The organism is Clostridium sp. OF09-36, assembly GCF_003481985.1.
In the GTDB taxonomy this organism is placed as follows: Bacteria; Bacillota; Clostridia; order Lachnospirales; family Lachnospiraceae; genus Brotaphodocola.
In genome coordinates this window covers 1-24,151 of the sequence record NZ_QUMD01000034.1, presented here as the reverse complement: position 1 = coordinate 24,151, position 24,151 = coordinate 1, and the positions used below count along the sequence as shown (strand labels likewise).

At 49.3% G+C, this 24,151-nt stretch carries 33 protein-coding genes and 5 pseudogenes; 6 read left to right on the top strand and 32 right to left on the bottom strand.

The genetic code is table 11. From position 1 onward, the window contains the following. Window positions 1-8 precede the first annotated feature (8 nt). The 14 genes and pseudogenes from DXA97_RS21240 to DXA97_RS17395 all read right to left on the bottom strand — a co-directional run. Window positions 9-539 carry an MATE family efflux transporter gene (locus DXA97_RS21240; RefSeq protein ID WP_243107735.1) on the bottom strand — a complete coding sequence of 177 codons (531 nt, stop codon included), beginning with the start codon at window positions 537-539 and terminating at the stop codon, window positions 9-11. Window positions 540-632: 93 nt separating this feature from the next. Then, window positions 633-1,052, bottom strand: a complete 420-nt coding sequence (locus DXA97_RS17445) for a C-GCAxxG-C-C family protein (RefSeq protein ID WP_118721250.1) — start codon at window positions 1,050-1,052, stop codon at window positions 633-635. Then, window positions 1,049-1,426, bottom strand: coding sequence for a hypothetical protein (locus DXA97_RS17440; RefSeq protein WP_118721249.1), 378 nt, complete (start codon window positions 1,424-1,426; stop codon window positions 1,049-1,051). Before DXA97_RS17440 ends, DXA97_RS17445 begins: the two co-directional genes overlap by 4 nt. A 20-nt stretch (window positions 1,427-1,446) precedes the next feature. After that, window positions 1,447-2,208 carry a DEAD/DEAH box helicase gene (locus tag DXA97_RS17435; protein WP_147355594.1) on the bottom strand — a complete coding sequence of 254 codons (762 nt, stop codon included), beginning with the start codon at window positions 2,206-2,208 and terminating at the stop codon, window positions 1,447-1,449. Beyond that, window positions 2,153-2,422, bottom strand: coding sequence for a hypothetical protein (locus DXA97_RS17430; protein ID WP_118721247.1), 270 nt, complete (start codon window positions 2,420-2,422; stop codon window positions 2,153-2,155). Before DXA97_RS17430 ends, DXA97_RS17435 begins: the two co-directional genes overlap by 56 nt. 13 nt (window positions 2,423-2,435) lie before the next feature. Further along, window positions 2,436-2,681: a DUF4238 domain-containing protein gene (locus tag DXA97_RS20370; RefSeq protein ID WP_182436950.1), complete on the bottom strand. Its 246-nt coding sequence runs from the start codon at window positions 2,679-2,681 to the stop codon at window positions 2,436-2,438. Between the two features lie 56 nt (window positions 2,682-2,737). After that, a complete protein-coding gene (locus DXA97_RS17420; RefSeq protein ID WP_118721246.1) occupies window positions 2,738-3,340 on the bottom strand; it encodes a GNAT family N-acetyltransferase in 603 nt (200 codons plus the stop codon). 144 nt (window positions 3,341-3,484) lie between these two features. Next, on the bottom strand, window positions 3,485-3,721 hold the full coding sequence (locus DXA97_RS17415) for a hypothetical protein (RefSeq protein WP_118721245.1): 237 nt from the start codon (window positions 3,719-3,721) through the stop codon (window positions 3,485-3,487). Beyond that, the gene (locus tag DXA97_RS21235; protein WP_243107738.1) at window positions 3,718-3,882 is read right to left on the bottom strand and encodes an L-serine ammonia-lyase, iron-sulfur-dependent, subunit alpha; all 165 of its coding nucleotides are present in this window, start codon (window positions 3,880-3,882) and stop codon (window positions 3,718-3,720) included. Before DXA97_RS21235 ends, DXA97_RS17415 begins: the two co-directional genes overlap by 4 nt. Before the next feature lie 9 nt (window positions 3,883-3,891). Next, window positions 3,892-4,142, bottom strand: a pseudogene (locus tag DXA97_RS21230) (serine dehydratase subunit alpha family protein); the annotation flags it as partial. Between the two features lie 14 nt (window positions 4,143-4,156). Next, window positions 4,157-4,693, bottom strand: a complete 537-nt coding sequence (locus tag DXA97_RS22480) for an L-serine ammonia-lyase, iron-sulfur-dependent, subunit alpha (RefSeq protein ID WP_347561686.1) — start codon at window positions 4,691-4,693, stop codon at window positions 4,157-4,159. 59 nt (window positions 4,694-4,752) lie between these two features. Continuing rightward, window positions 4,753-5,430: a hypothetical protein gene (locus tag DXA97_RS22475; RefSeq protein WP_347561685.1), complete on the bottom strand. Its 678-nt coding sequence runs from the start codon at window positions 5,428-5,430 to the stop codon at window positions 4,753-4,755. 128 nt (window positions 5,431-5,558) lie between these two features. Then, window positions 5,559-5,660 (bottom strand): annotated as a pseudogene (locus DXA97_RS17400) (glutaredoxin); the annotation flags it as partial. Window positions 5,661-5,687: 27 nt separating this feature from the next. Then, window positions 5,688-6,038 (bottom strand): annotated as a pseudogene (locus tag DXA97_RS17395) (cation:dicarboxylase symporter family transporter); the annotation flags it as partial. A 275-nt stretch (window positions 6,039-6,313) separates the two neighbouring features. On the opposite strand from DXA97_RS17395, the gene DXA97_RS17390 reads away from it, so the two are divergent. Then, on the top strand, window positions 6,314-6,565 hold the full coding sequence (locus DXA97_RS17390; protein ID WP_182436951.1) for a helix-turn-helix transcriptional regulator: 252 nt from the start codon (window positions 6,314-6,316) through the stop codon (window positions 6,563-6,565). Here DXA97_RS17390 and DXA97_RS17385 read toward each other — a convergent pair. From DXA97_RS17385 to DXA97_RS17345, 9 genes and pseudogenes are all read right to left on the bottom strand, one after another. After that, window positions 6,474-8,588: an S-layer homology domain-containing protein gene (locus tag DXA97_RS17385; RefSeq protein WP_279221196.1), complete on the bottom strand. Its 2,115-nt coding sequence runs from the start codon at window positions 8,586-8,588 to the stop codon at window positions 6,474-6,476. The two genes, DXA97_RS17390 and DXA97_RS17385, sit on opposite strands and share 92 nt — an antisense overlap. Before the next feature lie 89 nt (window positions 8,589-8,677). Next, window positions 8,678-11,293: an InlB B-repeat-containing protein gene (locus DXA97_RS21225; protein ID WP_243107734.1), complete on the bottom strand. Its 2,616-nt coding sequence runs from the start codon at window positions 11,291-11,293 to the stop codon at window positions 8,678-8,680. Continuing rightward, window positions 11,294-11,626, bottom strand: a complete 333-nt coding sequence (locus DXA97_RS17380; RefSeq protein WP_118600728.1) for a hypothetical protein — start codon at window positions 11,624-11,626, stop codon at window positions 11,294-11,296. Between the two features lie 160 nt (window positions 11,627-11,786). Further along, window positions 11,787-12,428, bottom strand: coding sequence for a PrsW family glutamic-type intramembrane protease (locus DXA97_RS17375; RefSeq protein ID WP_118721243.1), 642 nt, complete (start codon window positions 12,426-12,428; stop codon window positions 11,787-11,789). Beyond that, window positions 12,425-13,042, bottom strand: coding sequence for a hypothetical protein (locus DXA97_RS17370; protein ID WP_118721242.1), 618 nt, complete (start codon window positions 13,040-13,042; stop codon window positions 12,425-12,427). The genes DXA97_RS17375 and DXA97_RS17370 overlap by 4 nt, the downstream gene beginning before the upstream one ends. After that, on the bottom strand, window positions 13,029-13,382 hold the full coding sequence (locus DXA97_RS17365; RefSeq protein WP_118721241.1) for a DUF4179 domain-containing protein: 354 nt from the start codon (window positions 13,380-13,382) through the stop codon (window positions 13,029-13,031). Before DXA97_RS17365 ends, DXA97_RS17370 begins: the two co-directional genes overlap by 14 nt. After that, on the bottom strand, window positions 13,369-13,923 hold the full coding sequence (locus DXA97_RS17360; protein ID WP_118721240.1) for an RNA polymerase sigma factor: 555 nt from the start codon (window positions 13,921-13,923) through the stop codon (window positions 13,369-13,371). Before DXA97_RS17360 ends, DXA97_RS17365 begins: the two co-directional genes overlap by 14 nt. Before the next feature lie 525 nt (window positions 13,924-14,448). Beyond that, a pseudogene (locus DXA97_RS17350) lies at window positions 14,449-16,358 on the bottom strand (heavy metal translocating P-type ATPase). Window positions 16,359-16,541: 183 nt separating this feature from the next. After that, entirely contained in the window at window positions 16,542-16,760 is a 219-nt protein-coding gene (locus DXA97_RS17345) for a cation transporter (protein ID WP_118721239.1), read from the bottom strand. A 331-nt stretch (window positions 16,761-17,091) separates the two neighbouring features. Here DXA97_RS17345 and DXA97_RS17335 point away from each other — a divergent pair, with 331 nt between their 5' ends. Then, window positions 17,092-17,244: a winged helix-turn-helix transcriptional regulator gene (locus tag DXA97_RS17335; RefSeq protein ID WP_243107733.1), complete on the top strand. Its 153-nt coding sequence runs from the start codon at window positions 17,092-17,094 to the stop codon at window positions 17,242-17,244. Window positions 17,245-17,396: 152 nt separating this feature from the next. Here the strand turns inward: DXA97_RS17335 and DXA97_RS20490 are convergent, their stop codons facing one another. The 9 genes from DXA97_RS20490 to DXA97_RS21205 form a co-directional block, all read right to left on the bottom strand. After that, the gene (locus tag DXA97_RS20490; protein WP_207666853.1) at window positions 17,397-17,579 is read right to left on the bottom strand and encodes a hypothetical protein; all 183 of its coding nucleotides are present in this window, start codon (window positions 17,577-17,579) and stop codon (window positions 17,397-17,399) included. 2 nt (window positions 17,580-17,581) lie between these two features. Then, complete coding sequence (locus DXA97_RS17330) at window positions 17,582-18,193, bottom strand: MBL fold metallo-hydrolase (protein ID WP_207666852.1); 612 nt, start codon at window positions 18,191-18,193, stop codon at window positions 17,582-17,584. A 44-nt stretch (window positions 18,194-18,237) separates the two neighbouring features. Beyond that, a complete protein-coding gene (locus DXA97_RS17325) occupies window positions 18,238-18,546 on the bottom strand; it encodes a TIGR04076 family protein (RefSeq protein WP_182430484.1) in 309 nt (102 codons plus the stop codon). Continuing rightward, window positions 18,539-19,075 carry an HD domain-containing protein gene (locus DXA97_RS17320; RefSeq protein WP_118721236.1) on the bottom strand — a complete coding sequence of 179 codons (537 nt, stop codon included), beginning with the start codon at window positions 19,073-19,075 and terminating at the stop codon, window positions 18,539-18,541. Before DXA97_RS17320 ends, DXA97_RS17325 begins: the two co-directional genes overlap by 8 nt. Next, the gene (locus DXA97_RS17315) at window positions 19,072-19,908 is read right to left on the bottom strand and encodes an NAD-dependent protein deacetylase, SIR2 family (protein ID WP_118721235.1); all 837 of its coding nucleotides are present in this window, start codon (window positions 19,906-19,908) and stop codon (window positions 19,072-19,074) included. The genes DXA97_RS17320 and DXA97_RS17315 overlap by 4 nt, the downstream gene beginning before the upstream one ends. Before the next feature lie 16 nt (window positions 19,909-19,924). Continuing rightward, on the bottom strand, window positions 19,925-20,263 hold the full coding sequence (locus tag DXA97_RS21215) for a hypothetical protein (protein ID WP_243107732.1): 339 nt from the start codon (window positions 20,261-20,263) through the stop codon (window positions 19,925-19,927). 80 nt (window positions 20,264-20,343) lie between these two features. Continuing rightward, the gene (locus tag DXA97_RS21210) at window positions 20,344-20,805 is read right to left on the bottom strand and encodes a hypothetical protein (protein ID WP_243107731.1); all 462 of its coding nucleotides are present in this window, start codon (window positions 20,803-20,805) and stop codon (window positions 20,344-20,346) included. After that, window positions 20,802-21,497, bottom strand: coding sequence for an NAD-dependent protein deacetylase (locus DXA97_RS17305; protein WP_243107730.1), 696 nt, complete (start codon window positions 21,495-21,497; stop codon window positions 20,802-20,804). The genes DXA97_RS21210 and DXA97_RS17305 overlap by 4 nt, the downstream gene beginning before the upstream one ends. After that, a complete protein-coding gene (locus tag DXA97_RS21205; RefSeq protein ID WP_243107729.1) occupies window positions 21,494-21,793 on the bottom strand; it encodes a hypothetical protein in 300 nt (99 codons plus the stop codon). The genes DXA97_RS17305 and DXA97_RS21205 overlap by 4 nt, the downstream gene beginning before the upstream one ends. A 126-nt stretch (window positions 21,794-21,919) precedes the next feature. Between DXA97_RS21205 and DXA97_RS17300 the strand changes: the two genes are divergently transcribed. The 4 genes and pseudogenes from DXA97_RS17300 (at window position 21,920) to DXA97_RS17280 (ending at window position 23,843) form a co-directional block, all read left to right on the top strand. After that, window positions 21,920-22,363: an Rrf2 family transcriptional regulator gene (locus DXA97_RS17300; RefSeq protein ID WP_117484730.1), complete on the top strand. Its 444-nt coding sequence runs from the start codon at window positions 21,920-21,922 to the stop codon at window positions 22,361-22,363. Between the two features lie 244 nt (window positions 22,364-22,607). Then, window positions 22,608-22,763, top strand: a pseudogene (locus DXA97_RS17290) (CGGC domain-containing protein); the annotation flags it as partial. A 74-nt stretch (window positions 22,764-22,837) separates the two neighbouring features. Next, window positions 22,838-22,981: a hypothetical protein gene (locus DXA97_RS20355; protein ID WP_182436947.1), complete on the top strand. Its 144-nt coding sequence runs from the start codon at window positions 22,838-22,840 to the stop codon at window positions 22,979-22,981. Continuing rightward, window positions 22,968-23,843: an AraC family transcriptional regulator gene (locus DXA97_RS17280; RefSeq protein WP_243107728.1), complete on the top strand. Its 876-nt coding sequence runs from the start codon at window positions 22,968-22,970 to the stop codon at window positions 23,841-23,843. The genes DXA97_RS20355 and DXA97_RS17280 overlap by 14 nt, the downstream gene beginning before the upstream one ends. Window positions 23,844-24,151: the final 308 nt, after the last annotated feature.

The following is a 24,151-nucleotide window of genomic DNA, read 5'->3' as shown; positions in this document are numbered from 1 at the left end:
AATAACATTCAAGATACTGGCAATTGCAGATAGATTAGCGGATCCCTGGAATTTCCGATCGCCCGCAAAATGCCGGAGCCCATGTTATAAAACAAAAGAAACGTAATTCCGGCAAAATAGATCGTCAGATACAAGGTCGAATGCGGCAGCACCTCCTGCGGCACACCAATCGCTTTTAGCAGCGGCCTCGTCACCGCAATTCCAACCACCGTAAAAAGAACACTTAATAAAACCGTCAGGGCCAGAGCACTGTGTATGGCCTGGCTCATCTCTTCCTTCCGGCCTGCACCAAAATACTGCGCGATCACCACCCCGGCACCAACCGACAAGCCCATAAAAAAGCCAACCAACATCTGAATGACCGAACCGGAGGCACCAACCGCCGCCAGAGCATTCGTATCGACAAAGTTTCCCACCACATAGGAATCCGCCGTATTGTAAAGCTGCTGAAACAGATTTCCGATCAGCAGCGGTATCGCAAAGACCAGAAGAGCCTGAAAAATAGGCCCTTCGATCAGATCTGTTTTCTTTTTTTCCACGCTTCGCACCTCTTATTGTATTTTGTCACCATACACGCACACGTGTCCAGAAACCTTATCTTCATTGCTGTTTGCACATGTGTCCGGCAGCAATTACTTTGCCTGGTGCTCCGCTAAGTATGCTTCCGTCAATGCCACCGCATCCATGATGCACTGCGGACAGCTGCAAAGGACCTTTCCAGTCTCCACGCCCTTCAGCTCCCGGCACAGGTAGGAACCATTCTTCTCCTTAAACTTCATAACCTGTTCCTTGACCTGCTTGTAGGTAGCACCCTTGGTCGGCGCTCTCTGCTCCAGATCCCCGACACTGTTTGCCAGGCCGATGACCATCATCATGCCGGACAGGGCACCGCACATCTCCATCATACCCATGCCAAGGCCAAAACCCTCTGCAATCTTAAACATCTCTTTTTCGTCCACACCAAATTCTTTACAGAAGGTGCAGGCCACAGCCTGCGCACAGTTATAACCCTTGTCGTGTAAAGAAATTGCGTATTCTGCTTTTGTACTCATGTTGCTTTCCTCCATATGAATATTCTGGTTTGTTTTGCGGCAGCGGTGAAAAGGCTGCCGCAAACAGCTCTGGTATTAGTATACTGCGGATGAGTGGGGCTGTCCAGAAAACAATTTCTGATCAATTCTGTCAAAATTTGATTTATAGAAGTTACATTTTCTACTGCGTTGTATAAATTCCGTTCCGCCTGATTCAATTCCACCAATATAGATTCTATTCTTGGTTGAAAATCCAAATATTTAGACACAGATTTTGTACTGGAAGTTATACAATACTCCTGTGTCAGCAAGTTTGTTTCGTTCAAAAAATCTTGCTTTTTATTAAATGCTGGTGTCGCACTTAAAAATATTTTTCTTTTTGCAGTTGTTGCCACGATTCTGCGTAAACTACAATTTATGCGGTCACCATCCTTCCAAATTTACCGCTATAGGCATCATATACAGATAACATAAATTTATCTTCTAGTTCTTCTTTCCATTGTGCACACAATGCCGGCGGCGCCAAAATAAGAATTCTTGGTGACAAAACATCCTTTAACGATTCCTGAATCCATTTGTTATTCCGATTTCCATAAACTAGTTCACTTAATATAATTCCTGTTTCTATAGTCTTTCCAACGCCTACCTTATCAGCAATATAAAGATCTTTATCCGTATTTTCGAAAAATTTGAAAAATGGTTCGTTGGAGATCCGCAGCAGATTGCGGTATCTGCTGTGCATGGTGCAGGTTTTTACTTCGTAATAGTCGGTCTGTTCCTCAGACGGGCTTTCGCCTTCGGTTTTCTTTGTCTTTCGCACAGCAATATCCCATCCGGCCTGATGGTAATGATTGCTGTCTGGTCTGCAGACTTCGGCAGTCTGTCCGGTATGTTCGTTTTCCAGTCGGCAGAGATGTGCGTTTTCTTCCCGGATCTGGTATCCTTCTTCCAGAAAATGCCGGATCAGCTGCCTGTTCGCATACTGCTCTCCTGCTTCTCCGATCTGGCGGAGCTTCTCCTCCAGCTCTGTATCGGGCAAAGCGGATAAAAATTCATCCTCGCCAAATTCTACGTCGGATGCTTCATCGTAAGCTTCCTTACAATCATCACCACAAGTTTCCTTACCGGCTTCTTCTGCTTTGGAAAAGGACGAAAAGAGTGACGCGGCTTCGCTCATCGCGCAACTGGTAAAGGAAGCTGGTGTTGTATGCAGACCGGTCAAACGCATCCTCCGGAATGCTTTCTCCCTGGTCTGCCTGGGCAAGCTGCTGCATGGTGCGCTCGATGCCATCTAAGATTTCTTCCTTGCTGTTTCTTCTCCGGTCCAGACAGATAGAAAATGGCAGATACGGATATTTGGGAATGACATCTGGTGTCGTATCTGGTATCATAGAATTGCTGTAACTATTCAGTTTCCATATTCAGGATCAACGCATTGAGCTGACAGACCTCTTCCCTGGTCAGTTTTTTCACCTTGTAAGCATAGGCCTGATTGTAAAAGTTCGCGCATGGCTCAAACAGATTCTGCTCCGAAAATACATGCTTGATCTTGGAGGTCAAAAACCGTGATTGTTCCAGATCGTAAACATTTACCTTTCCCTGGACGGAAAACTGTCTGAGTAAAAGCTGTGGAATATAATGATTGTTCATAGTTACCGTTGTCGTGCGCGAACGATTGTATTCTATAGTGTTGGGGCAAAAGTGCCCTATGACAAACCATCTAACAGTTCCTGCACACCAGAAAGCTCCGGGAACCAGACCGGTGCCGGTGTCTCCGCTTTGTGCTCCCCGATCAGCTTCTCCATCCAGACCATGTTGTACCATCGTCCGAATTTATAACCGCACTTGTAAAACTCGCCCACAAGCCGGTAACCAATGTGGGCGTGGTACTCCACGCTGTTGCGGGTCAAGTGCTCATCTTCCACCTCCGGCACACCGACACAGGCCTCCATGTTCAGGATTCCCATGGAGCCACAGACAGTCTCCAGCGCATGGTTCAGTCTGCCGCCCACGCCGGAATGCCGCAGATTCTCATCGACATAGATCGAGGTTTCCACGGCCCAGTCGTAAGCCGCCCGCGCCTTAAAGGGGCTGACATAGGCATAACCAAGGATCTTTCCATTCTGTTCTGCCACAAGATAAGGATATTTCTGCAGGGTGTGGCGGATCCTTCCGCGGAATTCTTCCAGGGTCGGAACCTCATACTCAAAGGTAATAGCCGTTTTGACCACATACGGTGTGTAAATGGCTAACAGGCTTTCTGCATCGTCCTCCGATGCCACACGGATGTGGATATTATTTTTTTCCATAAGATGCCTCGCTTTCTGACAGATGCGGCAAAAAGAACAGATATACCGCGTCCAACTGATATTCAGTATACTGCGAATAATACCGCCTGTCCAGAAAGCAATGTCTCTGTTAAATCATATCATGCTGCGATCTGTCGATATCTGCTAAAATGTCAAACGCATCTGATACCAGATCACATTTCCGTGAACGGATTCCGAAACACCTTCATTTACAAATCCAACGATTTTTTCCTGGTCTGTCAACAACCAGAAATGGTTCGGATAGTAAGTAAGCCTTTCGCAAAACGATGCTCTGTCAGCCGCTTCCGCAGCAGGAAAGCATACCTGTTCGATTTTTGTGATCGCGTCAAGATCCTCTAAGCTGGCAGTTCGTATAATCATGTATCCTGTTCTCCTTTGTCTCCCATCATAATCTTTACAATTTCCTGGTCGGTCTGACGCATTCCCTCCCGGCCAAGCTGACCTACATTGCGGATCGTTGCCTCTACGCCTTTGGTAACAATGCCCTCTCCGCCTTTGAACTGCTGTCCATTCTGATACATATGGAAGCCAAGGATTCCTGCCACTGCAGCTGATTCAATGCCCCGCATTTCGTCTGTATTGGGAACGACAACACTTTTTACATTTTTAATAATATTGTCACGAACCCCTACCTTCACTTTATCCGGCATGCGCCCAATAACTCCCGGGCAGCCGCTGCTGCATAGGCAATGGCAATCGGTTCGGTACATCCCATCGCAGGGATCAGTTCTTCTTTTAATATCTGTACATAAGTTTGATAGCACTTATCATTTCGTTCCATAAGATTTCTCTATATTATTTATTTTTCCCATTCAAAATATCCATCATGGTCTTTTCGGTCCCGATCATTCCCGGAGACGCGATCAGGCCCATATTACGCATGGTTTCTTCCGGTGTATCGGCATTAATTCCATGGACATCATAAATATATACGCCATTCATCGCCATATCTACAGAACGGTAAGCGGCATCCACCGCAACCACACCTTTCATGGCACATCCCTGGTTTCCGCCGTCACAGATCATTCCGGTAATACTGCTGGCCATATTGTTAATGGTCCGTTTCATTGCATCGGTATCCCCGCCCCGCATCAGCACAAGTCCACAGGCCATACCCGTTCCTGCCGCAATGGCACATCCGCAAAAAGCGGACAGTTTCCCGGAATATTCCTTTATGTACATGCAGACAAGATAACTAAGCGCCGTTGCCCTCAGAAGTGTTTCCTGGGAATATTCCTTTACCTTATATGCAGCATAGAGCGGCATCGTCGCAATGATTCCATGGGCGCCGGAACCGGTAATGCTCATAGCCGGTTTGGAAAGTCCGAGCACTCTCGCTTCTATCGCTGCATTGCAAAGAAGGGAAGCTGTTTTTTGTTCATCCTCTGAGATTACCTTTCCATCATTTGTTTCAACAAATAGGGCGCATATGTGGTTTTTTTGCTTTTTATTCCTTCATAAAATAAATCCAGATTCAATTCGTAAGCTTTGCGGATAAAACGCAGCTCCTCAATGTCCACTGTTTTGGCATACTGATACAGTGCATCCAACGTGTACTGGTGAATCGTACTGCTTTCTTCCATTTCCAGAGGCTCAGTCTCCTTCTGAAATAAAATCTCCCCATTTTTTTCGATTCTGATGATATTTGTATGTGCATGCTGAATGGTAACCGTCACATGGTCCAACGTACCATGCACCGTAGCCTCAATAAAAATATCGCTGGCAATCACGCTCATCTCGACCGAAATCTGTCCGTTTTTTACCATCTTTCTTGCCTGTGCTTTTTGTTCTTCGGTAATTCCATCCAGACATTCCAGTTTTTTCTCCGGATCCGATGCGACTGCGCCTAAGGCAGCTGCATAATAGTTTCCGACCTCATCCATTCCCGGGATGCCACAGGTAAATGCATTTTTGAACATTCCGCTGTTTAAGCGAAGCTTCACTGTTTCCACGGGCTCTTCTATATAGCTTCTCGCTGTTGCAACCGCATACGCAATGGCTCCCGGCTCCGTCACTCCAAGCGCCGGTTTCATATCATCCAAAATCAGTCTTGTCAGTTTTTGCATCATTTCTTTTCTTCTCCTGCTGTATTTTCCAAAACAGGCTGGAATGCACCATCCATCTGTCAAAACAGTGTATCGTGAGCATTTCCAGCCTTCTTTCTATTTTCTGCCAGCTTTTATCTTATCTATCTTCTCAAAATATCCTTAAACTCAGTCTCTGCACCAGCCTTGGAAAGCTGCTGCAATGCATATAAGGTATCCGGGCAAAGATGACTTCCAATTACAGTGATTTTCATAGGATTCACACTACCTTTCTATGTATATCATGATTTTTTCATTTCCGCCAGATTATCCTGCATCCAGTTTTTTCCTTCCACAATGCGCGCGATCATCATGGATGCCACTGCATCACCGGAAGCATTCAGGCTGGTTGCCATCGGATCCACCAGAAAGCCGATCGTTGCAATAAGCGGGAACGCTTCTCCCGGAAATCCGAACAAGCTGACAATCAGCATTTCTCCGACCAGTCCGCCGCCCGGTGCACCAGATAAAACGAAAGCACTCATCACGGCAACCGCGATGGCCATTGCATAAGTGCCCAATCCCGTAAACGGCATCTGGAACACGCCAAACAAAAATGCGATTTTTGTAATTGTCGATAATACGGAACCATCCGGGAAAACGGGGAATTTATCAGCCCCGACTCCTTTAAATACTGCGCAAGGGTAATTCATCATGAGCTGAGGTGGAGATCGGCTTCTTGGAAAAATGAATAAAACAAAACGGACAGGCTATTTTCTTTGTATATCATCAACTCCCCCCTTAAGCCAGAACGGAACGGATAGTGGTTATGAAAAAGCTACTCTGCAATCATTTCGCATAGCATTGGTAAATCGTAGAATATTGTTATGTGAGGTGACGGAGAGTGTCTAAAAAAAAGCAACAAATTATGTTCTCATTTGGTTGTTCCCTTCGCTGCGCTAGAGAAAAACGGGATTATACCCGTGAGCAAATTGCGGATCGTTCCGAAATCAGTTCTCGTTTTCTAGCAGCTATCGAGAATGACAAACGAAAGCCGAGCTTGGACGTCCTGATCCGTCTCGTTAATGCTATTGCTGCTTCATTTGATGAAGTTCTCGCACCGCAGATAGAACAGTTTTGCCGGTATTTTTGTCCAACCAGTACCACTTCTGATCATTAGAGAGCCAACCTTTGACCAAATCCCCGTTTTTGTAGTAACTCCATTCACCGCTGTCGTTCTGCACCCAGCCGTTGGCAGTCTGCGGATCGATGACGATCTCCACGAACCGCCGCAGGACGGTAGCGACTTCGGCTCTGGTTGCGGTTCCAGCAGGGTCGAAACAGTTGTTTGTCTTGCCCGCAAGGATGCCCGCCTTCTGCATGGACTTGACCGCTTCTTTTGCCCAGGAAGAAATACCTGCGCTATCCGCAAAATTCACAACTTCCAGAGTTTTCGGGATGGTGTAGCCCAGTTTGGTAGCGTAGTTCTTCATAATGACCGCCATCTGCTCGCGGTTGATGTTGGTATCCGGGGCGAAAGTAGTATCTGTCGTTCCACTGACAACGCCAGTCTTTGCCGCCCAGTTGACATAGGGGGCGTAGTAAGCATCTTCTTTCACATCGGTAAACATGCTGGCCTGGTAATCAGTCGGGTCAACACCTGCTAATCGCCCCAGTGCGGTGACAAACATTCCTCTGGTCATGCCGGTATTGGGACTGAAGGTGGTGGCACTGGTACCACTCAGCAGCCCACGGCTAACAACAAAGAGCATATTGTCCTTTGCCCAGTGGTTGTTCACGTCGGTAAAGGCAGGAATCTGATTCTTGTAGCCTATGCCGTAGATGCTGAAATGCTCTGCTACAAAAATCACTGCTTTCTGATCCATATTATAGCTGGATTTGCTGATCCACTGTACATTACCGTTTTCGTCCACATAAACCGCATACAGGTTGCCAGGCTTCTCGTTTTTCGCCGGAGTATACGGAATTGCAATGCTGACGGTCTTCCCGCTCAAGTTGACAGCAGTTTCCTTGCCGTTCTTTACTTCCCATAAGGTAATATCATAGACCGGGCGATTTCCAATGGCTGTTTCTACTTCCTGAGAGGTAACTGCGGTCTTCTTCATTTTTAGAATAAGATCTCCGGTAGTCTGACGGTTCAGTTCCTTTAGGGTATCCAGCATAAATCCAAAGTCAGCCATACTGTCGGTATCGATGGTGAACCGTTTGACACCAGAGGACACTAGTTTATCCAGTGCATCTGCTTTCAGCGTAATCTGCACACCAGCTAACGCTTTGCTGATTTCCACAGGAACAACCACCGCGATACCGTTTTTCGTATTCCCATGCTTTATTGAGTCAGACTGGGCAACGGAGATAACATCAGCAACTATGCTTCTTGTAATCACTGCATTTCCCTTACTATCCACTTTTACAGAATTTGATTTTGCTGTAGTTGGTGTGGTCGGGTTATCCTTGTTCGGACGATCAGTGATAAAGGCGTTGCCAGAGGGATCGTCCCTGTCTTCGGAAGATGAACTGCCGCTAGTATAGATCCAGTAGGCATATAGGGTGGTATCTGCCGTATAAACCTGATTTAAGGTAACTTTTATGCCGCCGGTCTGTTCGGTGTACCATCCATCAAAACGATAGTTGCCACCACGGGTTGGTGTAGGTAAAGAGGACAGCTTGCCGGAACTATCTGTGGTAGCAGCAACCGGATTGACACTGCCACCATTAGGGTAAAATGTCACGGTATAGGTATTTGCTTCCCACTTCGCCCAGTATTCCTTATTGCCCGTTTCTGTACCGCCGATTGCCGCAACAAGAGAGCCGGTCAGATTTTCGTTGTCATACCAGCCCACGAACGTGTGGCCTGTATAGGTCATATCGTCGGCTGTCGGGAGCGTTGCACCTGCGCCGTAGGTGTATTCGGTGACATTGCCGTTGTTGATCGTTCCGCCGTTCGTGTTCAGCGTGACGGTGTAGGCATTTGCTTCCCACTTCGCCCAATATCCCTTGTTGCCCGTTTCGGTGTCGCTGATTGCCGTAACAGGAAAGCCGGTCAAGCCTTCGTTGTCATACCATCCCTTGAACGTATATCCCGTATAGGTCATATCGTCGGCTGTCGGAAGCGTTGCACCCACGCCGTAGGTGTATCCGGTGACATTGCCGCTGTTGATCGTGCCGCCGTTTGTGTTCAGCGTGACGGTGTAGGTATTTGCTTCCCACTTCGCCCAATACTCTTTATTACCCGTTTCTGCACCGCCGATTGCCGTAACAGGATTGCCGGTCAGACTCTCGTTATCATACCAGCCTTGAAGGTGTACCCGGTGCGCGTCACATCTGTCGGGAGTGTTGCGCCCACGCCATAGGTGTATTCGGTGACATTGCCGTTGTTGATCGTTCCGCCGTTCGTGTTCAAGGTTACGGCATAGGTCGGGGCTGTCCACTGCACCGTCAGTTCCGTCACATCAGCCGGAACGTTGTCGCCGGGGGCGTAGAGCTTCCCGTTGCTTCCGAGCCACATGAAGTAGCTGCCCGTATCTCCGTCCGGGCGGGTCAGGCCGTTGGACGCGGGGGCGGTAAACTCGCTGCCGTTTTTCACGATGATTTGAATAGTATCCGTACTGCCGCCCAATTTGCCGCCGCCAAGGTCAAGGGTAACGGCTTTCAGCCCGTCAGAGCCCAGTTCGTCAGGGTTCAGGACTTCAAGGACGGGGCGGAAACCGAGGATCGGGTAGGAGGACGTAGCATAGTAGTGGTTCCAGTAGCGGGCCGAATCGACCCCGCGAAGCGCACGATACCACGATTCGTAACTTGATGTGTCCTGCCCCCACGAATATATGTCGTTCCAGTTTTTGACATAGCCGCTGTTCTTGTCCAGCACCGCGTCCCACTCATTGCTTTGGGGCGTACCGTGCTCTGAATCGTCTGAACCGGTAAACCCACTTCCACAAGACGGTGCGCGCAGGGTATAGTCCACGCCGCCGCTGGCATAATTTTTGCCGAAAATCAGACTCGCAGTATCTAAGTTATTCCAGTTTACCTTATGCGTTACGGCATAGTCCGCCACAAACAGGCTGTGAGAGTATTTGTTCTGCTGTGCATATTCCTCGGTGGTCGCCATCGCAGACGTGAGCTTGTAGGCTTCTATTGTTCCCGCATAGGTAAAGGGAACATAGTGCAGCGACGCATCCGGCAGGCTGCCGTTAGCCGTGCCGGGAATATTCATCGTCGAAAGGTCAAAATAGTATCTGTCGCCGGGGGTGAGGGTAAACTGCTCTGATAAAGCAAACTGCGCCGTGAGCTTGGTAACGTCCGCCGGAACGTTGGCACCGGGCGCGTAGAGCTTGCCGTCGCTGCCAAGCCACATGAAGTAGCTGCCTGTATTTCCGTCCGGGCGGGTCAGGCCGTCGGACGCAGGGGCGGTAAATGCGCTGCCGTTTTTCACGATGATGTGAATAGCATCGGAGCTGCCGCCCAGCTTGCCGCCGTTCAGGTCAAGGGTAACGACCTTCAGTCCGTCAGAATCCAGTGTGTCAGCGTTCAGGATTTCAAGCACGGGGCGGAAACCGACGTTCGGGAGGGAGTACGTAGCAGTGTAGTAGCCCCAGTAGCGGGCCGAATTGCACCCGCGAATCGCACGGTACGACGCATCAGCATGGTTGTCCTGTCCAAAGGAATACTTACGTGACCAGTTTTTGATATACCCAGATGTATTATCCTTCCAGTCTTGATTTGCCTTATCTAAAATCGCATCCCATTCGTTGCTTTTCGGGATGCCTCGCGTACTACTACTATCGTCTTTGCCATTATTATTATTAGACTGACTCCCTGCCGACGGCGCCCGCATGGTGTAGTTCACGCCGTAGCTGGTATAGGGTGTGCCGAAAATCATTTGTTTTTCGTTCAACTGATTCCAGTCTACATTAAAGGTCACATTGTAGTCCGCAATAAACAGGCTGTGGTCATATTTGTTCTGCTCTGCATGCTCCTCGGTGGTTGCCATTGCTGATGTGAGCTTGTAGGCGTCCACCGTTCCTGCGTAGGTAAAGGGAACATAGTGCAGGGTGCTGTCCGGCAGATCGCCGTTTGCCGTTCCGGGAATATTCATCGCTGATAGGTCAAAGTAATATCTGCCGCCGGGAGCGAGGGAAAACTGCTCGTCAGGCGAATCATTAGCCAATAGCATTGGCGCAGCCAGCGCCCCCAATGCAGCGGCAGCTTCCGCATACCGGGTCATATCCAGCTCATCGATTTCCTCGTCGGAGAGCTGCGCCTTTGCTTCGTCGATGGCCTCAAGCTGCGCCTTGACTTCTTCTGCGTTATCTTCAGTGATTTCTTCTGCGTTCGGTAAACCGTCGATCATGGCCTGTACGCTTGCCACCGTGACAGCCTCCGCATTGGACGGAGTAGCCAGTTTCTCACTATCCTCACTGCCGCACAGTTCGCAGACATACCCGCAGGGGGTCCCCGCAGTTGCAGGAGAGTAGCCGCACTCATCGTCATGCTCATGCTGGCAGTTTAATTCCTTGGTGATACACCCGCTTTCCTCGTCGCAGATGTGTGGGCAGTTCTCCGGCTCCCGTTTTTGTGCGCCGGACGGGGTCGCTTCATTGCCGGAAACGCTTTCCTCCGGGTAACAGTCCTCGTCATGTTCATGGACGCAGTTGGTTACTTCCTCATAGCAATCTGCGGTGTGTTCGTGGACGCAGGGTGTTCCCGCCGTTCCCTCCGTGTAGCCGCAGTCCGCGTTATGCTCCGGGTGGTGTTCGCACAGGCCACTTGTGCCTATTGTAACGCCGCCCGCCTGCCCATTCTCCTCGGCCAACACGGATTGAGAGCAGAGGGAAAAGAGCATTGCGCCGCAGAGCAGCAGGCTCAATATCCGTTTTTTCAATTTCATTTAGTCCTCCCTTTCTTCCGTACTGACTGTACGGTCTTTTGATTTGTTTTTCAGCCGGATGCAGATCATGGTCACTGTCACCCCCACCGCAAAGGCGGCGATGCCGACCACAACGTATGCGCTTGTGCCTCCTCGCAGCAGCACAGAGCCATAGCTGTCTGTCACGGTGGGGACGCCACCTGACTGTACCTTCCGCAAAAGAATACCGATCCCGGCAAAGAGAAGCAGACTGCACACGCTTAAGGTGGAAAGCACGCGCCTTTCGTACCGCTTCCTGTATTGCCTCGTCCGTCGCCGGATCTCCCGAATCCGGCGCTCCGTTCTGCCGGTCATTGTCAATGCCTCCTTTTGCTTTTTGTTTCCAGGGTCAATCAACGACCCTCTACTTCCTAAAAGACATGAAATCCAAAATCCTTCCACCTAAAATCAAAAAAAATTCAAAAAAAATTGAGCCGCCCCGAATTTGGGACGGCTCTGCGCGCGAAATCTGTACTTATTCAAAGGAAATGTTCTGCCTTGGCAGCAGTTGCTTTGCTGCGTATAGGCAGAGGAGGAGCAGCGACGGAAAGAGGTATCCCGCCGTTTTCCATACACCGTCCGCCGTGATGAGCAGATTATAGATGGCATGGAAACCGATGCAGGCTCCAAGAATGCCCACGGTGCCGGTTGCTGCCAGCCAGTGACGGCGAAACACATAGGAAACACCGAAGCCGGAAAGAACGCCACAGAGAATATGCAGCGCTCCGGCGGAAATCCCGCGAATCAGCAGAAAATTGAAATTGGCCGCGCCGTTTTCCGTCAGATAGCAGACGTTTTCAAAGGTAGCAAAACCAACGGCGATGGCGATGGCTGCCGCCGGCATCTCTTTCGGCTCCGGCTCAAAAATCAGATAGAAAAACAGCAGCGGCAGAAGCTTCATGACTTCTTCACATACGGGCGTGATCTCGATGGCGGCAACGGTGCCGTCCACGCCGTATTGCCCCATGAAGAAGCTGCTGACATAGGCGCTGAGCAGGCAAACGGCCATACCGACGGTCAAAAACAGCGCATAGCGCCGAACGCGCCCCTTGATGAAAAACATGGATAAAATCAGCGGAAGCGCAAGGCAGAGGAAAATATTTTCAATATAGGTCAAGCCTGCTTCACCTCCCGCAGCGTCAGAGGCAGCAGCGCCGCCATGGATAACGTCAGCGCAAGGTCTACAGCGTAGTAGAGCTGAAAGCGCGTGTAGTCGTGCGTGAAGTCAGAAACCAAATATAACAACACCTGCAACATAACGCAGATGATCATAAAAAAGTCTCTTTTTCGGTACAAGCTGCCGTTTTGTATATGAGATACCGAGAGATACATGATCGCGCCTGCCGTGAGCGCAAACAGTGCGGAAACAAAATAAGACGGGCCAAAATCGTGGTCGAGAAAAGCAACCGCTGCAATGAACGCAGCCGCGGCTCCGGCAGGGAGCGAAAAGCGGCACTTCATCCCCTCCGTTCGCAAAATCTGTGCGGACAGGTAGAAAAGCCACGCAGCCAGCCATGAGATCTCCGCCACATAAAATACCTGCGGCCAGATACCAATGATGACCAGATACAGCACATAGTATATCGTCCCCATGGCAAAGCAGGCATAGGCAAGAGATAAAATCAGGAGGCTGCGGTTCCTGTGACGAATGGCAAGAATACCGGCAGCGACACAGGCGCAGAGCAACACCGTGATCTGAAAAAGGTTATCAATGAGTTCAAAGTTCTCCATCTCCGGCATCCTCCTGCTTCTGTCGTTCACATCTCCGATGCAGACGGTATAGAAGAACCGTCACGCAAACTCCAAGAAGAAACGCTAACAGCCCCATCATGATATAGCCAAGTGCGGCGTGGCTTCCTATCAGGCTTGCCGTTCCCGAAGAATGGACGATGCTTCCGTCCGCTGCGCCCTTCATCAATCCCGGCATCATTACGCCGATGCCGATCACCAAAAACAGGCAGGCCGCCATGCAGACCGCATATAGCCCTTGTTGTTTCTTTTTTCGATGCTCTTGTTTAATTTCCGCTGTCCGCCTGTGGATCAGGCGGGCACGTTCCTCACTTGTCCGCATAAGTAAATCCCTCCTGCTCCAAAATCACTTTCAGGCTTTGTTTTCCACGGTAGACCAGTTTTGTGATCTGGCTCTCACTTTTGTTCATGACCGTTGCCGCATCGCGGTAGCTCATATCTTCAAAATAGACAAGATAGAGTGCTTCCCGGTATTCTGCTTTCAGCTTTTCAAGCGCATCATAAAGCTGGCGGTCTCGTTCGCTGCGAAGCAGAGCCGTCTCTACAAGGGAGTCACTCCGCGGCTCAAAGTCCAACTCATCCAAGCACAGAAATGCAAGACGGTGTTTCTGCTTATGTCGAAGGGCAAGGTGACGAGCGATTTTGTAGAGATATGCCTTAAAACTGGCCACACCCTCAATCGGCCGCTCCTTTGCGAAAAGCTGTGAAAAGGCCTCGATCATCAGATCCTCCGCCTCGTGGATATCCTTTATGTATCCAGTTATGTAAAGTGTCAGCGCATCGCCGTAGCGTTCCACCAGCAGGTCGGCAGCTTTTTGCTCTCCGTCAAGATACCGTCGGTATGCGGTTTCATCGGAGATCATATCCACCGCCTCCTTCCGTGGCCTTCCTACGAGGGTCGGACGGTTTCTCCGCATTTTCCGGAATCGCCCATGAGCGCCCGAACCGGGACGCACCTGGGATCCGCCCCTCGGCGCAGTATTGGTTGACCCGCCGCTCCGACACGCCCCAACGGTAGGACGCCTCCCTTATGGAAATATAGCCCTTGATCCCGTTCATACCACACCTCCGCATGGATAATATTCAATATATTACATTGTATACGAATATCCGAAGAAGCACAAGACATCCGGCGAGGTGTTCAGAAAAAAGTTACATCGCTGCGAAGGACGGGAGAAAACGTGGCTGCGCCCCCAAATGCGGCTGCTGGCGTTTTTTAAACAGGCCTTATAATGCTTTTTGATAAACCACGATAGTACTTGTTCAAGAGCAGATAGGAACCAATCATTTGTCAGGCTTTTTTTAGCAAGTCAATTCTTGCCCTTGCGGTTCTCGGAGCCAAGATTGATTCATGGAACCCCTCCATTCCTTGCGATTTTTCCAAACCCTTAAAGATTCTTTACAAATAGCGCTCGAATGGCATTGAGAACGGCAATAATCATTACGCCTACATCGGCAAATACCGCCAGCCACATACTGGCCAGGCCCAAGGCTACCAAGACGAGACAGATCAGCTTGATACCAATGGCAAAAACGATGTTCTGGTAGACAATGCCCAGACACTTACGACTGATCTTAATCGCCTTGGAGATCTGCATGGGATCATCATCCATTAGGACCACATCAGCAGCCTCAATGGCGGCGTCAGAACCCATGGCACCCATGGCGATACCGATGTCTGCCCGGCGGAGTACCGGGGCGTCATTGATGCCATCTCCTACGAAAGCCAGCTTTTCCTTTTCCGATTTAATCTGAATTAGCTCTTCTACTTTCTCTACCTTATCAGCAGGCAGCAGTTCGCTGTAGACCTCATCCAAGCCAAGAGCGGAGGCTACACTGTCAGCCACCTTTTGGGCATCACCGGTGAGCATCACAGTCTTGCGAACTCCAGCCGACTTTAATGCCTGGATGGCTTCCTTGGAGTGAGGCTTCACGATGTCGGAAATAACAATGTGTCCGGCATATTTCCCGTCAATCGCCATGTGAATGATGGTGCCTACGCTGTGGCACGGAATAGATTGAACGCCCAGACGATTCATGAGCTTGTCGTTACCAACTGCCACCTGATGACCGTCCACCGTAGCGATGACACCGTTGCCGCTAAGTTCCTGAATGTCAGTCACCCGGCTACGGTCAATTTCCATACCGTAGGCTTTCTGCAAACTCTTGCTGATGGGGTGGCTAGAGGCACTTTCTGCCAGAGCAGCATATTCCACCAGCTTGCGCTCATCCATCTCATTGTGATGGATCGCATTCACCTCAAATACACCCTGAGTCAGTGTGCCGGTCTTGTCAAAGACTACAATCTTAGCCTGTGATAGAGTCTCAAGGTAGTTGGAACCTTTGACCAGCACACCAGCCTTACTAGCTCCGCCAATCCCTGCAAAGAAGGACAGAGGGATAGAGATGACCAGTGCACAAGGACAGCTAGCAACAAGGAAGGTCAGCGCCCGGTATACCCAGGTTCCCAGCCAGCGGGAAGACCCAAGGCGAACATCCGCACCAGCGGTGGAAGCACAGCCAACGCCAACGCTGCATAACAAACAGCCGGGGTATAAATTTTCGCAAAACGGGAGATAAAATCCTCTGACTTCGATTTTCGGGAGGAGGCATTTTCCACCAAGTCCAAGATTTTTGAGACCGTAGACTCACCAAATTCCTTGGTAGTCTGGATATGAAGCAGTCCGGTCATGTTAATGCAGCCAGAGATGATCTCATCGCCAGTCTTGACCTCACGGGGCAAACTTTCGCCGGTGAGGGCGGCAGTGTTCAGAGTGGATTCTCCCTGCACCACGGTACCGTCAATGGGAACTTTCTCGCCAGGCTGAACCACGATGATGGTGCCGATACCCACCTCGTCCGGGTCTACTTGTTCGAGCTTTCCATCCCGTTCAATGTTAGCGTAGTCTGGACGGATGTCCATGAGTTCGCTGATGTTGCGGCGAGATTTGCCAACAGCATAGGACTGGAACCATTCGCCTACCTGATAGAACAGCATAACTGCAATGGACTCCAGATAATCACCGTTTTCGTAGACAGCCAGAGCCAAAGCACCAATGGTGGCAACCGCCATCAGGAAGTTCTCGTCAAAGACCTGGCCATTACGGATACCTTTATACGCTTTTCTCAGAATATCATAACCAATAATGAGATAATCCACCAAATACAGTGCCAATCGTACCCAGCGCCCGGCTGCGCCCAGCTGGTCAAAAACGGTGGAACCCAAAGTTTGTAACGCCAACAGTAATAGCGTGGCAGTCAGGATTCTTCCCAACATGATTTTCTGTTTCTTTGTCATGCCGCTGCTGGGCCGCTGGCCAATCAAGAGAAGGATAATTGATAATACGGCTACCACAATTAGCAAGCCGCTTTCAATCATTTCTTGCATATCATTCTTTCCTTTCTATAATTGCTTATTTGTTTGTTAAAAAAAGTGCCCCTTCCGCCCGTAGCGTCTGGGGCACCTGTGTGGAATGGGACCTTACAGGCAGATCTCGCAGTCAGGCTCCACCTTCTTGCAGGCCTTCTGCACAGCAGCCATCACGCTGGCCGGCTCCTGACCTTCAGCAAATTCCACAATCATCTTCTGGGTCATGAAGTTCACAGTAGCGCTCTGTACGCCGCTGGTCTTGCGGGCTGCATCCTCCATCAGGTTGGCGCAGTTAGCGCAGTCTACTTCGATCTTATAAGTTTTTTTCATTTTGGAAAACTCCTCTCTTAATTTTCTCCTGTTGTCAGAACAATTAAATCGTTGTTTAATTGTATCTTCATCATACTTAGTTGAACTGGCTTCGTCAACGCTTTGGAAGCACATCCTGCCATTTGGGTAAAAGGTCCTGCTGCTTGGGAAAAAATAGCCTTTATCGGCACATTCCAGTGCCTTGATAAGGGCAACCGGAACACTTTCCGCGATTTTCTTTGCGTCGCTTTATAATACGCCGTAGCGACCAGATGCAATACAGTGCCAATGCGGCAAGCCCATCACCAACACAGCTCTGACCAACGCCCTAAAGGAGCTGGAAGCGGATGAATTGATCCAGCGCATCCAATATAATGAAATGCCCATACGGGTGGAATACTCCCTCACCGAGAAAGGACGGGATCTGCTGCCTGTTTTTTTATGCTATCTCTCAGTGGGGCATGAAATATATACCGTAACTCCAAATATAATGACGCCTTTTTAGAATAGGAAAGCCGGGAAGCATTGGCACTGAGCCCACTTCCCGGCTATTGTTTTTTTCATTGACAGCTGGAGTTTCATTGTCAATGGCGTTTGCTTTACATTATTTTACGGAAAATATTTTATCACTTGACAAGCAAGGATGCAAACTGTGTTTTAAAACGACAAAGTTTCACCGTCGGCAGGGATCTTCACTCGAGAGAGAAGATTCTGTAATTCCAACTGCTCACTTAAAGAAGTGCGAGAAAGAGAAGCATGTGCCACATTATCCATATGACTGATAATAATATCGGCTTCTGGAGCGTGTGCGATTACTTGTGCCACATCTTCAGCATCCATAATCAGTCTGCCAAAATCAACAGCTCCGCAGCACAAGCATTTAGTATGATAACATCAGGCTGAAACCGTCTCAAGTTTTCCTCTACCTGTTCATACCAAACGGTATCACCGGCAAGATAAAGTGTTTTTTCCTCTCCTTCCATCATAAACCCCATGGCAGAACCACAGGGAATCGTCACGCCATGTCGTGCCGGTACATTTGTCACGGTTATTTCTCCAATCGAAAGACCAGACTGCGGCAAGATTCTTACATCTTTAAATCCCGACCGAACAAAAACCTGCGCATCTTCGTCGTTCTGTACCAGCACGGGTGTTTCCTTGTTTAACATATTCCCAACTGTTCCGTCCATCTCCATATCAATATGATCCGGATGGATATGAGTAACAATATAATAGTCCACATCTGCAAGAATTTCATCAACCGTTGTGGGAAGCGGACAGATGGGCATGGAAATGAATGTTTTCTGAGAATCCGGCGTTTTAAAGGGAATGGATTCGGGAAGTCTTGCAAAGCAACCAAAACCGTCCTTGGGGGCGAGCCACGGATCGACTAAAAAAATCTTTCCCCCATAGTGAATTTTAATGGTTGCATTTCGTATCTGTCGAATTTGCATAATTTACCCTCCTGTTTGAATTTTAAATATCAAAATTGTATCCTTTACTCTGCCTCTAAGAGAAAAATGACTGGCCGAATTCCGTCTGGACAAGCGAACACACCAATCGTATCATCATTCAGCCAAGTACCAGATGGCTGAACCAATTCCCCCAAGGATAACTGACGCGCCATGGGAGCAATCACCTGCCAGGCAACGCCACACATCCCATCCGGCGGATTGATGCCATCGCTGTATAATACTTGACCTTTCTGATGAAAAGGACACATCCCCAAATTAGGAATTGCATACGGTTCTGCCAGTTCCTGATAGTATTCCGTGCGCAACACGGTGATTTTAACCTTCTTATGCATTAGCATCCCCTCTTTCAAATTGTTCCGCGTAACGGTAGAGGGATTTTCCCTCGGCTGTACGAAGATAGCGGATGTCCAGCCCATTCGGTCCCAAGCGGAAGCGATCCAGCGCATCAGCATCCTTGAAGATGTGATACAGAAGAATGCCGCTCTTCTGTTCCGTCAATGCTGCCTCGCCCAAGACGTCATCCCTGTCGTGAAATGCCATGACCAGATAAACTCGGTTATCAAAGGACAGCGAATTTGTCTGACAATAGTCCCTGTAGTAATCTGCTGCTCGCTGGCCATGGTCCACATCCAACCAGTCATTCTGGCGGCGGGAGTCATGGAAAACCGCGGCGGCACACAGTGTCTCCCGCTCTTTCTGGGATAAATCCATCTTGTCTGCGATCAGCAAAGCGAACAGCAATACCCTGGCACAGTGTTCTTTAGTGTGTTTCTCGCTATCAGACAGCGAAAACTGTACTTCTTGTTCGAGAAAATGATACCATCTCTTATAGTCATTTTGAACTTGTTTCGGAATCGTCATGCCTCGCACGCCTCCCGGAGAGCAGGCAGCAGCTCATCCAGTCGCCCGTCCAGTCCGAAGGACTTCTCTTTGATATTGTCCGCAATGTAGATCTCACCAAGATTGATGGTCACATAAGTGGCGTTTGGCTCGCTGGCCACCAGGCGCATCATCGGGGCCTTGATCAGCTGATTGCGCCAGCCAATGCCCAGCTCCAAAACCACCAGTTTCTTCCCGTGGTAGGTTTTCAGAAAGTTTTGGAACCGTACCTGGGCAGCGGTATCCGGAATCATTCTCTGACCCGCACCCATGTGGATGTCCATGGGACCGCCGCACTTGGGACAGTGCGGCATCAATTCTGTAGGCACATGGCCGCTCTGTTCGGCAGCCGATAATTTTTCTGCCACCTCCAGACTAGGATAGATGGTGTCGTGGCAGGGGCGGGCACACTGCATAGTAAACCAGTTGCCCTCAATCTCATAGATTTTCGTCGGATCGAAGCCACACAGTTCAAAGTGACCTTCTCCGTTTGATGTGACGACAAAGTAATCTTTCTCTCCCACAATGGCCTTCAAATCGTTCATCACCGGCGTAGGCTGGTACTGCCCGCAGTAATGATGGATGAGCCGGGCCCAGAAGGCCCATTTTTCCTCCTCGCTGGGCCATCCAGCCATCATGCCCTGCAAAATACACCCAAAGCCGTATTTCCGTTTAAAATCCCCAAACAGTCTTTCAAAGGCCGCATTGTCCGCAAACAAATGCAGTCCTTCGGTGATGGACAGTCCGTTACTGGCCCCGATCAAGATAGCGTCCGCTTCTCTGAATTTTTTCGCAATAGGGTTCCAATCTATCATATTCGTTCGCCCCTTTCTATTTTATGGTTGCTGCGCTGGAGCGCTCCTGCCGGAGGGCAGCTAGAGTTTCCGCCAAATCTCCTTGCAGATACAGGCTGCGTCCCCGCAGATGCTCTGGCCTATGAGATGCCTCTCGATTAAGACATGCATAAAAGACGTTTTCGTTTTTGGCAGTAAGTTCCCAGAAGGGCAGTTTGATGATACTGGGCGTCATCTCACCCACGCCAAGTTCCAACAGCAGGACTTTTTTGTCGGACTGATCCATTATCCAGCGTCGCAGGAATCTATGGTAGCGGTGCAGGTTATCCTGCCAGAAGGTTCCCTCCAGAAAGGTATCATCTCGTACCCAAGGCACCCGCACCCGCCCGCAATCCGGGCAACGGGGAACAGCTTCCTCCGGCAGGCGAACACCCACCAAGCGACCGGTCAGTTTCTTTACCAGTTCGCGGTTTTCCCAAATATCATCCCGACAGGCTGGCTGCACTGGCAGTAGCTAAAGTCTCCCTGAAAGGCGCAGATTTGTTCCTGGGGAAATACCCGAAAAAACTGCTGATCGACATTAGTGGTCAGCACAAAGATCGGTTTATCTGCAACAAGCGTTTGCAGATCCAGATAGGGCTGCCCCGTAGGGGCTTCCCACATGAAGCGCATATATTGGCTGTAATATCCCCACTGCTCCCCATAGCTGGAAAAGCAATGGTAGAATCCAGCCAGTGGAGAGGTGAAGCCATACTGTTCGCGAAAGGGAGCCAATGCCTCCGAAAGTGCCGGGGACCAATGGTAGTGGTCGTATCCAGCTGCGCTTGACAGGCCGGAGCCGCCTCCGATCACAACGGCATCTGCTTGAGCAATACGCTCGGCAAGTTCCTGAAGCGCCGCTTGGTTTCCAACCCTCATTGATCGTTATCTCCGCTTTCCATAGTGTTCCGTGCATCCCGTAGCACTTGAGCAATGTCGGCCACAATGGTCATGCCCTTATCCTCCAACTGCTTGGGCAGGAAGTCATATTTGTCGTTGACAGCAATATATCGAGCATGGGGAAAGCTGAGGGTCAGGTTCCAGAAAGGCTCCTGGATAAACATGGGAGTCATTCGGCCAACGCCCAACTCCAGGAACAGAATTTTGCTGTCTTTGTGTTCCAGTACATAGCGAGAAATTTTTTCGTACTGTTCTTCATATTTCTTTCCTTGCAGGAAATTCCCATATCCTCGCACCCAGGGGAATGCCTCGCCGCCGCAGTGAGGGCACCGGGGAATGAGATCCGTGGGAATCTTCGTGCCATCCCCCATAGCGGCCACCATATCAGCCACCATATCAGCCACTGGCTTTACCGCATCCCAGGTGTCATCGGTACAGCAGGCGGCACACTGGAAGAATCGGTGATCTCCCTGGATCTCCGCCACCTTCTCCTCCGGGTAGAGTTTGACAAACTGGGTATCCTGATTGGTGGTGAGGATGAAGAAGTCCTTGCCTTTCAACAAAGCGTCTAGATCCAGATAGGAATGACGCACAGGTGCGGTCTGGGTGGTGTGAAGGAAGGTGGCGAGATACCCCCAATACTCTTCCCTTGTCTTCCAGGGGTGCATCATCCCTGCAAAAGCACCTTTGAAGTGGTACTTCTCGGCAAAAGGCCGGAAGTATTTCCGGTAGGAGTCGTTGTCCTCGTAGTAAAAGTCTCCGCCACCGGCAGCGGACAGGCCGGAGCTCCGCCCACTACCACACAGTCAGCTTCCTTTACCTCCTGTACCAACCGATGGATCTGTTCGCTATACGGCAGCGGCTTTTTGTCAGTCAACTGATAAGGCGTACTGCCGGAAGCATAGATAGGATAGTGCCTGGAATAATTCATCTGGGTCTGCATGACCAAATCATCATAGAAGTTCATTGTCGCCATTCCTTTCAGGTTGGTGTTATTTTTATTCTTACTTCAAATCATTTTAGCATCCTCTTGCGCTGCTGTCAATATGCTGTTATAATAAAAATAACATCAAGAAAAAAAGGAGATCAGTCCATGAAATATCCCACCCGCCTTAGCGATGCTGTTCATATTCTGGCTTTTATCGCTCTGTACCCAGACTGCGACCTGACCAGCAACAAGCTGGCAGAGAGCGTTCAAACCAATCCCGCCTATGTGCGCCAGCTCATGTCCGCCTTGCGGAAAGGAGGGCTGCTGGTCAGCGTGAAGGGACATCCCCGGCCTGCCCTGGCTCGTGAGCCGGAGAAAATCACTCTGCTGGATGCCTATCGGGCAGTGGAGGGCAACAAGCCCCTGCTCCACCAGGACATCCATACCAATCCAGCCTGTGGCGTGGGTGTAAATATCCAACTGGTGCTGCGGGATTTTTACTTGGACATTCAAAAAACAGCGGAACAAAGAATGCAAGAAATCACGCTGAAAGATGTGCTGGAACAATATCACATGAAGTTGGAAGGGATGCCCTTGCAGCGTTTATGACGGATCGACTTTCAGAAACGCTTCCATTTGGGAGAAAAATTCTTCTAAACGGGAAATACAGAACCTCCTTGCGGGACTATACTGAAAACCGGCGAGACCTATACCCCGTATTTTGCGAATGATTGAAGATAATCGCTACTGCGAGGACATTTCCAACCAGCTGTTGAAAAAGCTGGTTACATAATAATAGACAATGGACCGGCCCAATCTAAATGGCCGGCCCTAAATTAAGGAGGAAATCAATATGAAACTTGGCATTATTCGTTGTATGCAGACAGAGGATTACTGCCCCGGAAGCCGGGATTTTCGGACAATCCGAGAGAGAAAAGGCGCTTTTATGGGAGAGGATGACATTCAGTTAGTGGGCTTCATCAACTGCGGTGGCTGCCCCGGGAAAAAATCAGAAACATCTCAGAAGTAAAGTTTCTTTTCCCTCCGACCTATGGTAAGATAGACTTCAAGGAGGAGTGCTAAATGGTTCAGAACCACTTACCCCACGACCACGGACAAACTATCGAGCAGGAACTGGAACATATGCCCAGCGTAGAAAACTTTCAAACTGTAGCTGATATTTTCAAGCAGCTGGGGGATGGCAGCCGTATGTGTGGAGGCATATGAAACTTTTCCTGGAATAGAGGTATCCTTCAATGTTTTTCTTGCTTCAGAGGTCAAGTTTCGGCACGATGCTTCGGATTCTGTTTTGGAAATTTACTATTGCCGCAGTGGTCGCGTGGGTTGGAATATGCAAGGCGGTACTGCCGTCTATTTAGGTGCAGGTGATGTGACTGCGCACAGTATGGCCTGCTGCGCGGATTCCGCCATGATGTTTCCCCTAGGATATTCAGAGGGGATTTCCATTTCCGTGGATCTGAAACAGCTCTCTTCCATTTGCCCGGAAGTTTTAAAGAATGCCGGTGTAGAGGCAGACCAGTTACGGGATCGATTTTGCTCCGGAAAGCCATCCGCGATCCCGTCCTGTTCCGATTTAGAGCATATTTTTGCCCCACTCTTTTCTGCTCCTGTGTCCGTTCGAATTTCCCTCTTGAAATTGAAGGTTCTGGAAATTTTGATTTATTTGAGCAACATGAAATCGGAGCATAAAGAACTGACTCAATACTTCTCCCAGCAAACCGAATTGATAAAAGAAATTCATCAACAATTGACAGAGCACTTGGATCAACGATTTACGATTGAAGAACTTTCTAAACAGTATTTGATAAATACCTCTACTCTAAAGGAGATATTCAAGGCAGTCTACGGCCAGCCTATCGCCACCTATATGAAGGAATTTCGGATGCGTCAGGCTATGAAATTATTACGGGAAACAAATGCCACTATCGCGGATATTGCTTCCCAGGTAGGCTACCAAACCCAGGGAAAGTTTTCAAGCGCTTTTCAGGCTATAGTCAAAATGTCGCCCAGAGAATACAGGAAAATCCAGGGTATAGCTCCATCTGATTCGTTTAGCAAAACACTGTAATGAAAAATTCTGGTAGACTACTGCCAGCAAAGCCTAACATAAATATAATTTTGTAGGTCACTTTTTCTTTGGGCGTGTACGCTTCGGCTCTTTTAGCAATACTATCTACCGGAATCTTGCCCTCGCCCTCTCCAAACTCCACATCAATGTGGATTTAACTGTCGGCTTTTTTGTGGGACAAAAGAACTACCGTCTCACAGTTTGCCGTGTCTTGAACCTGTGAATCTACTTATTATATAGTAAGTTATGCTATCACTCAGTTTCCGCACAAAATAAGGCAAAACTGGTTACCGAATACATTTTCGTTT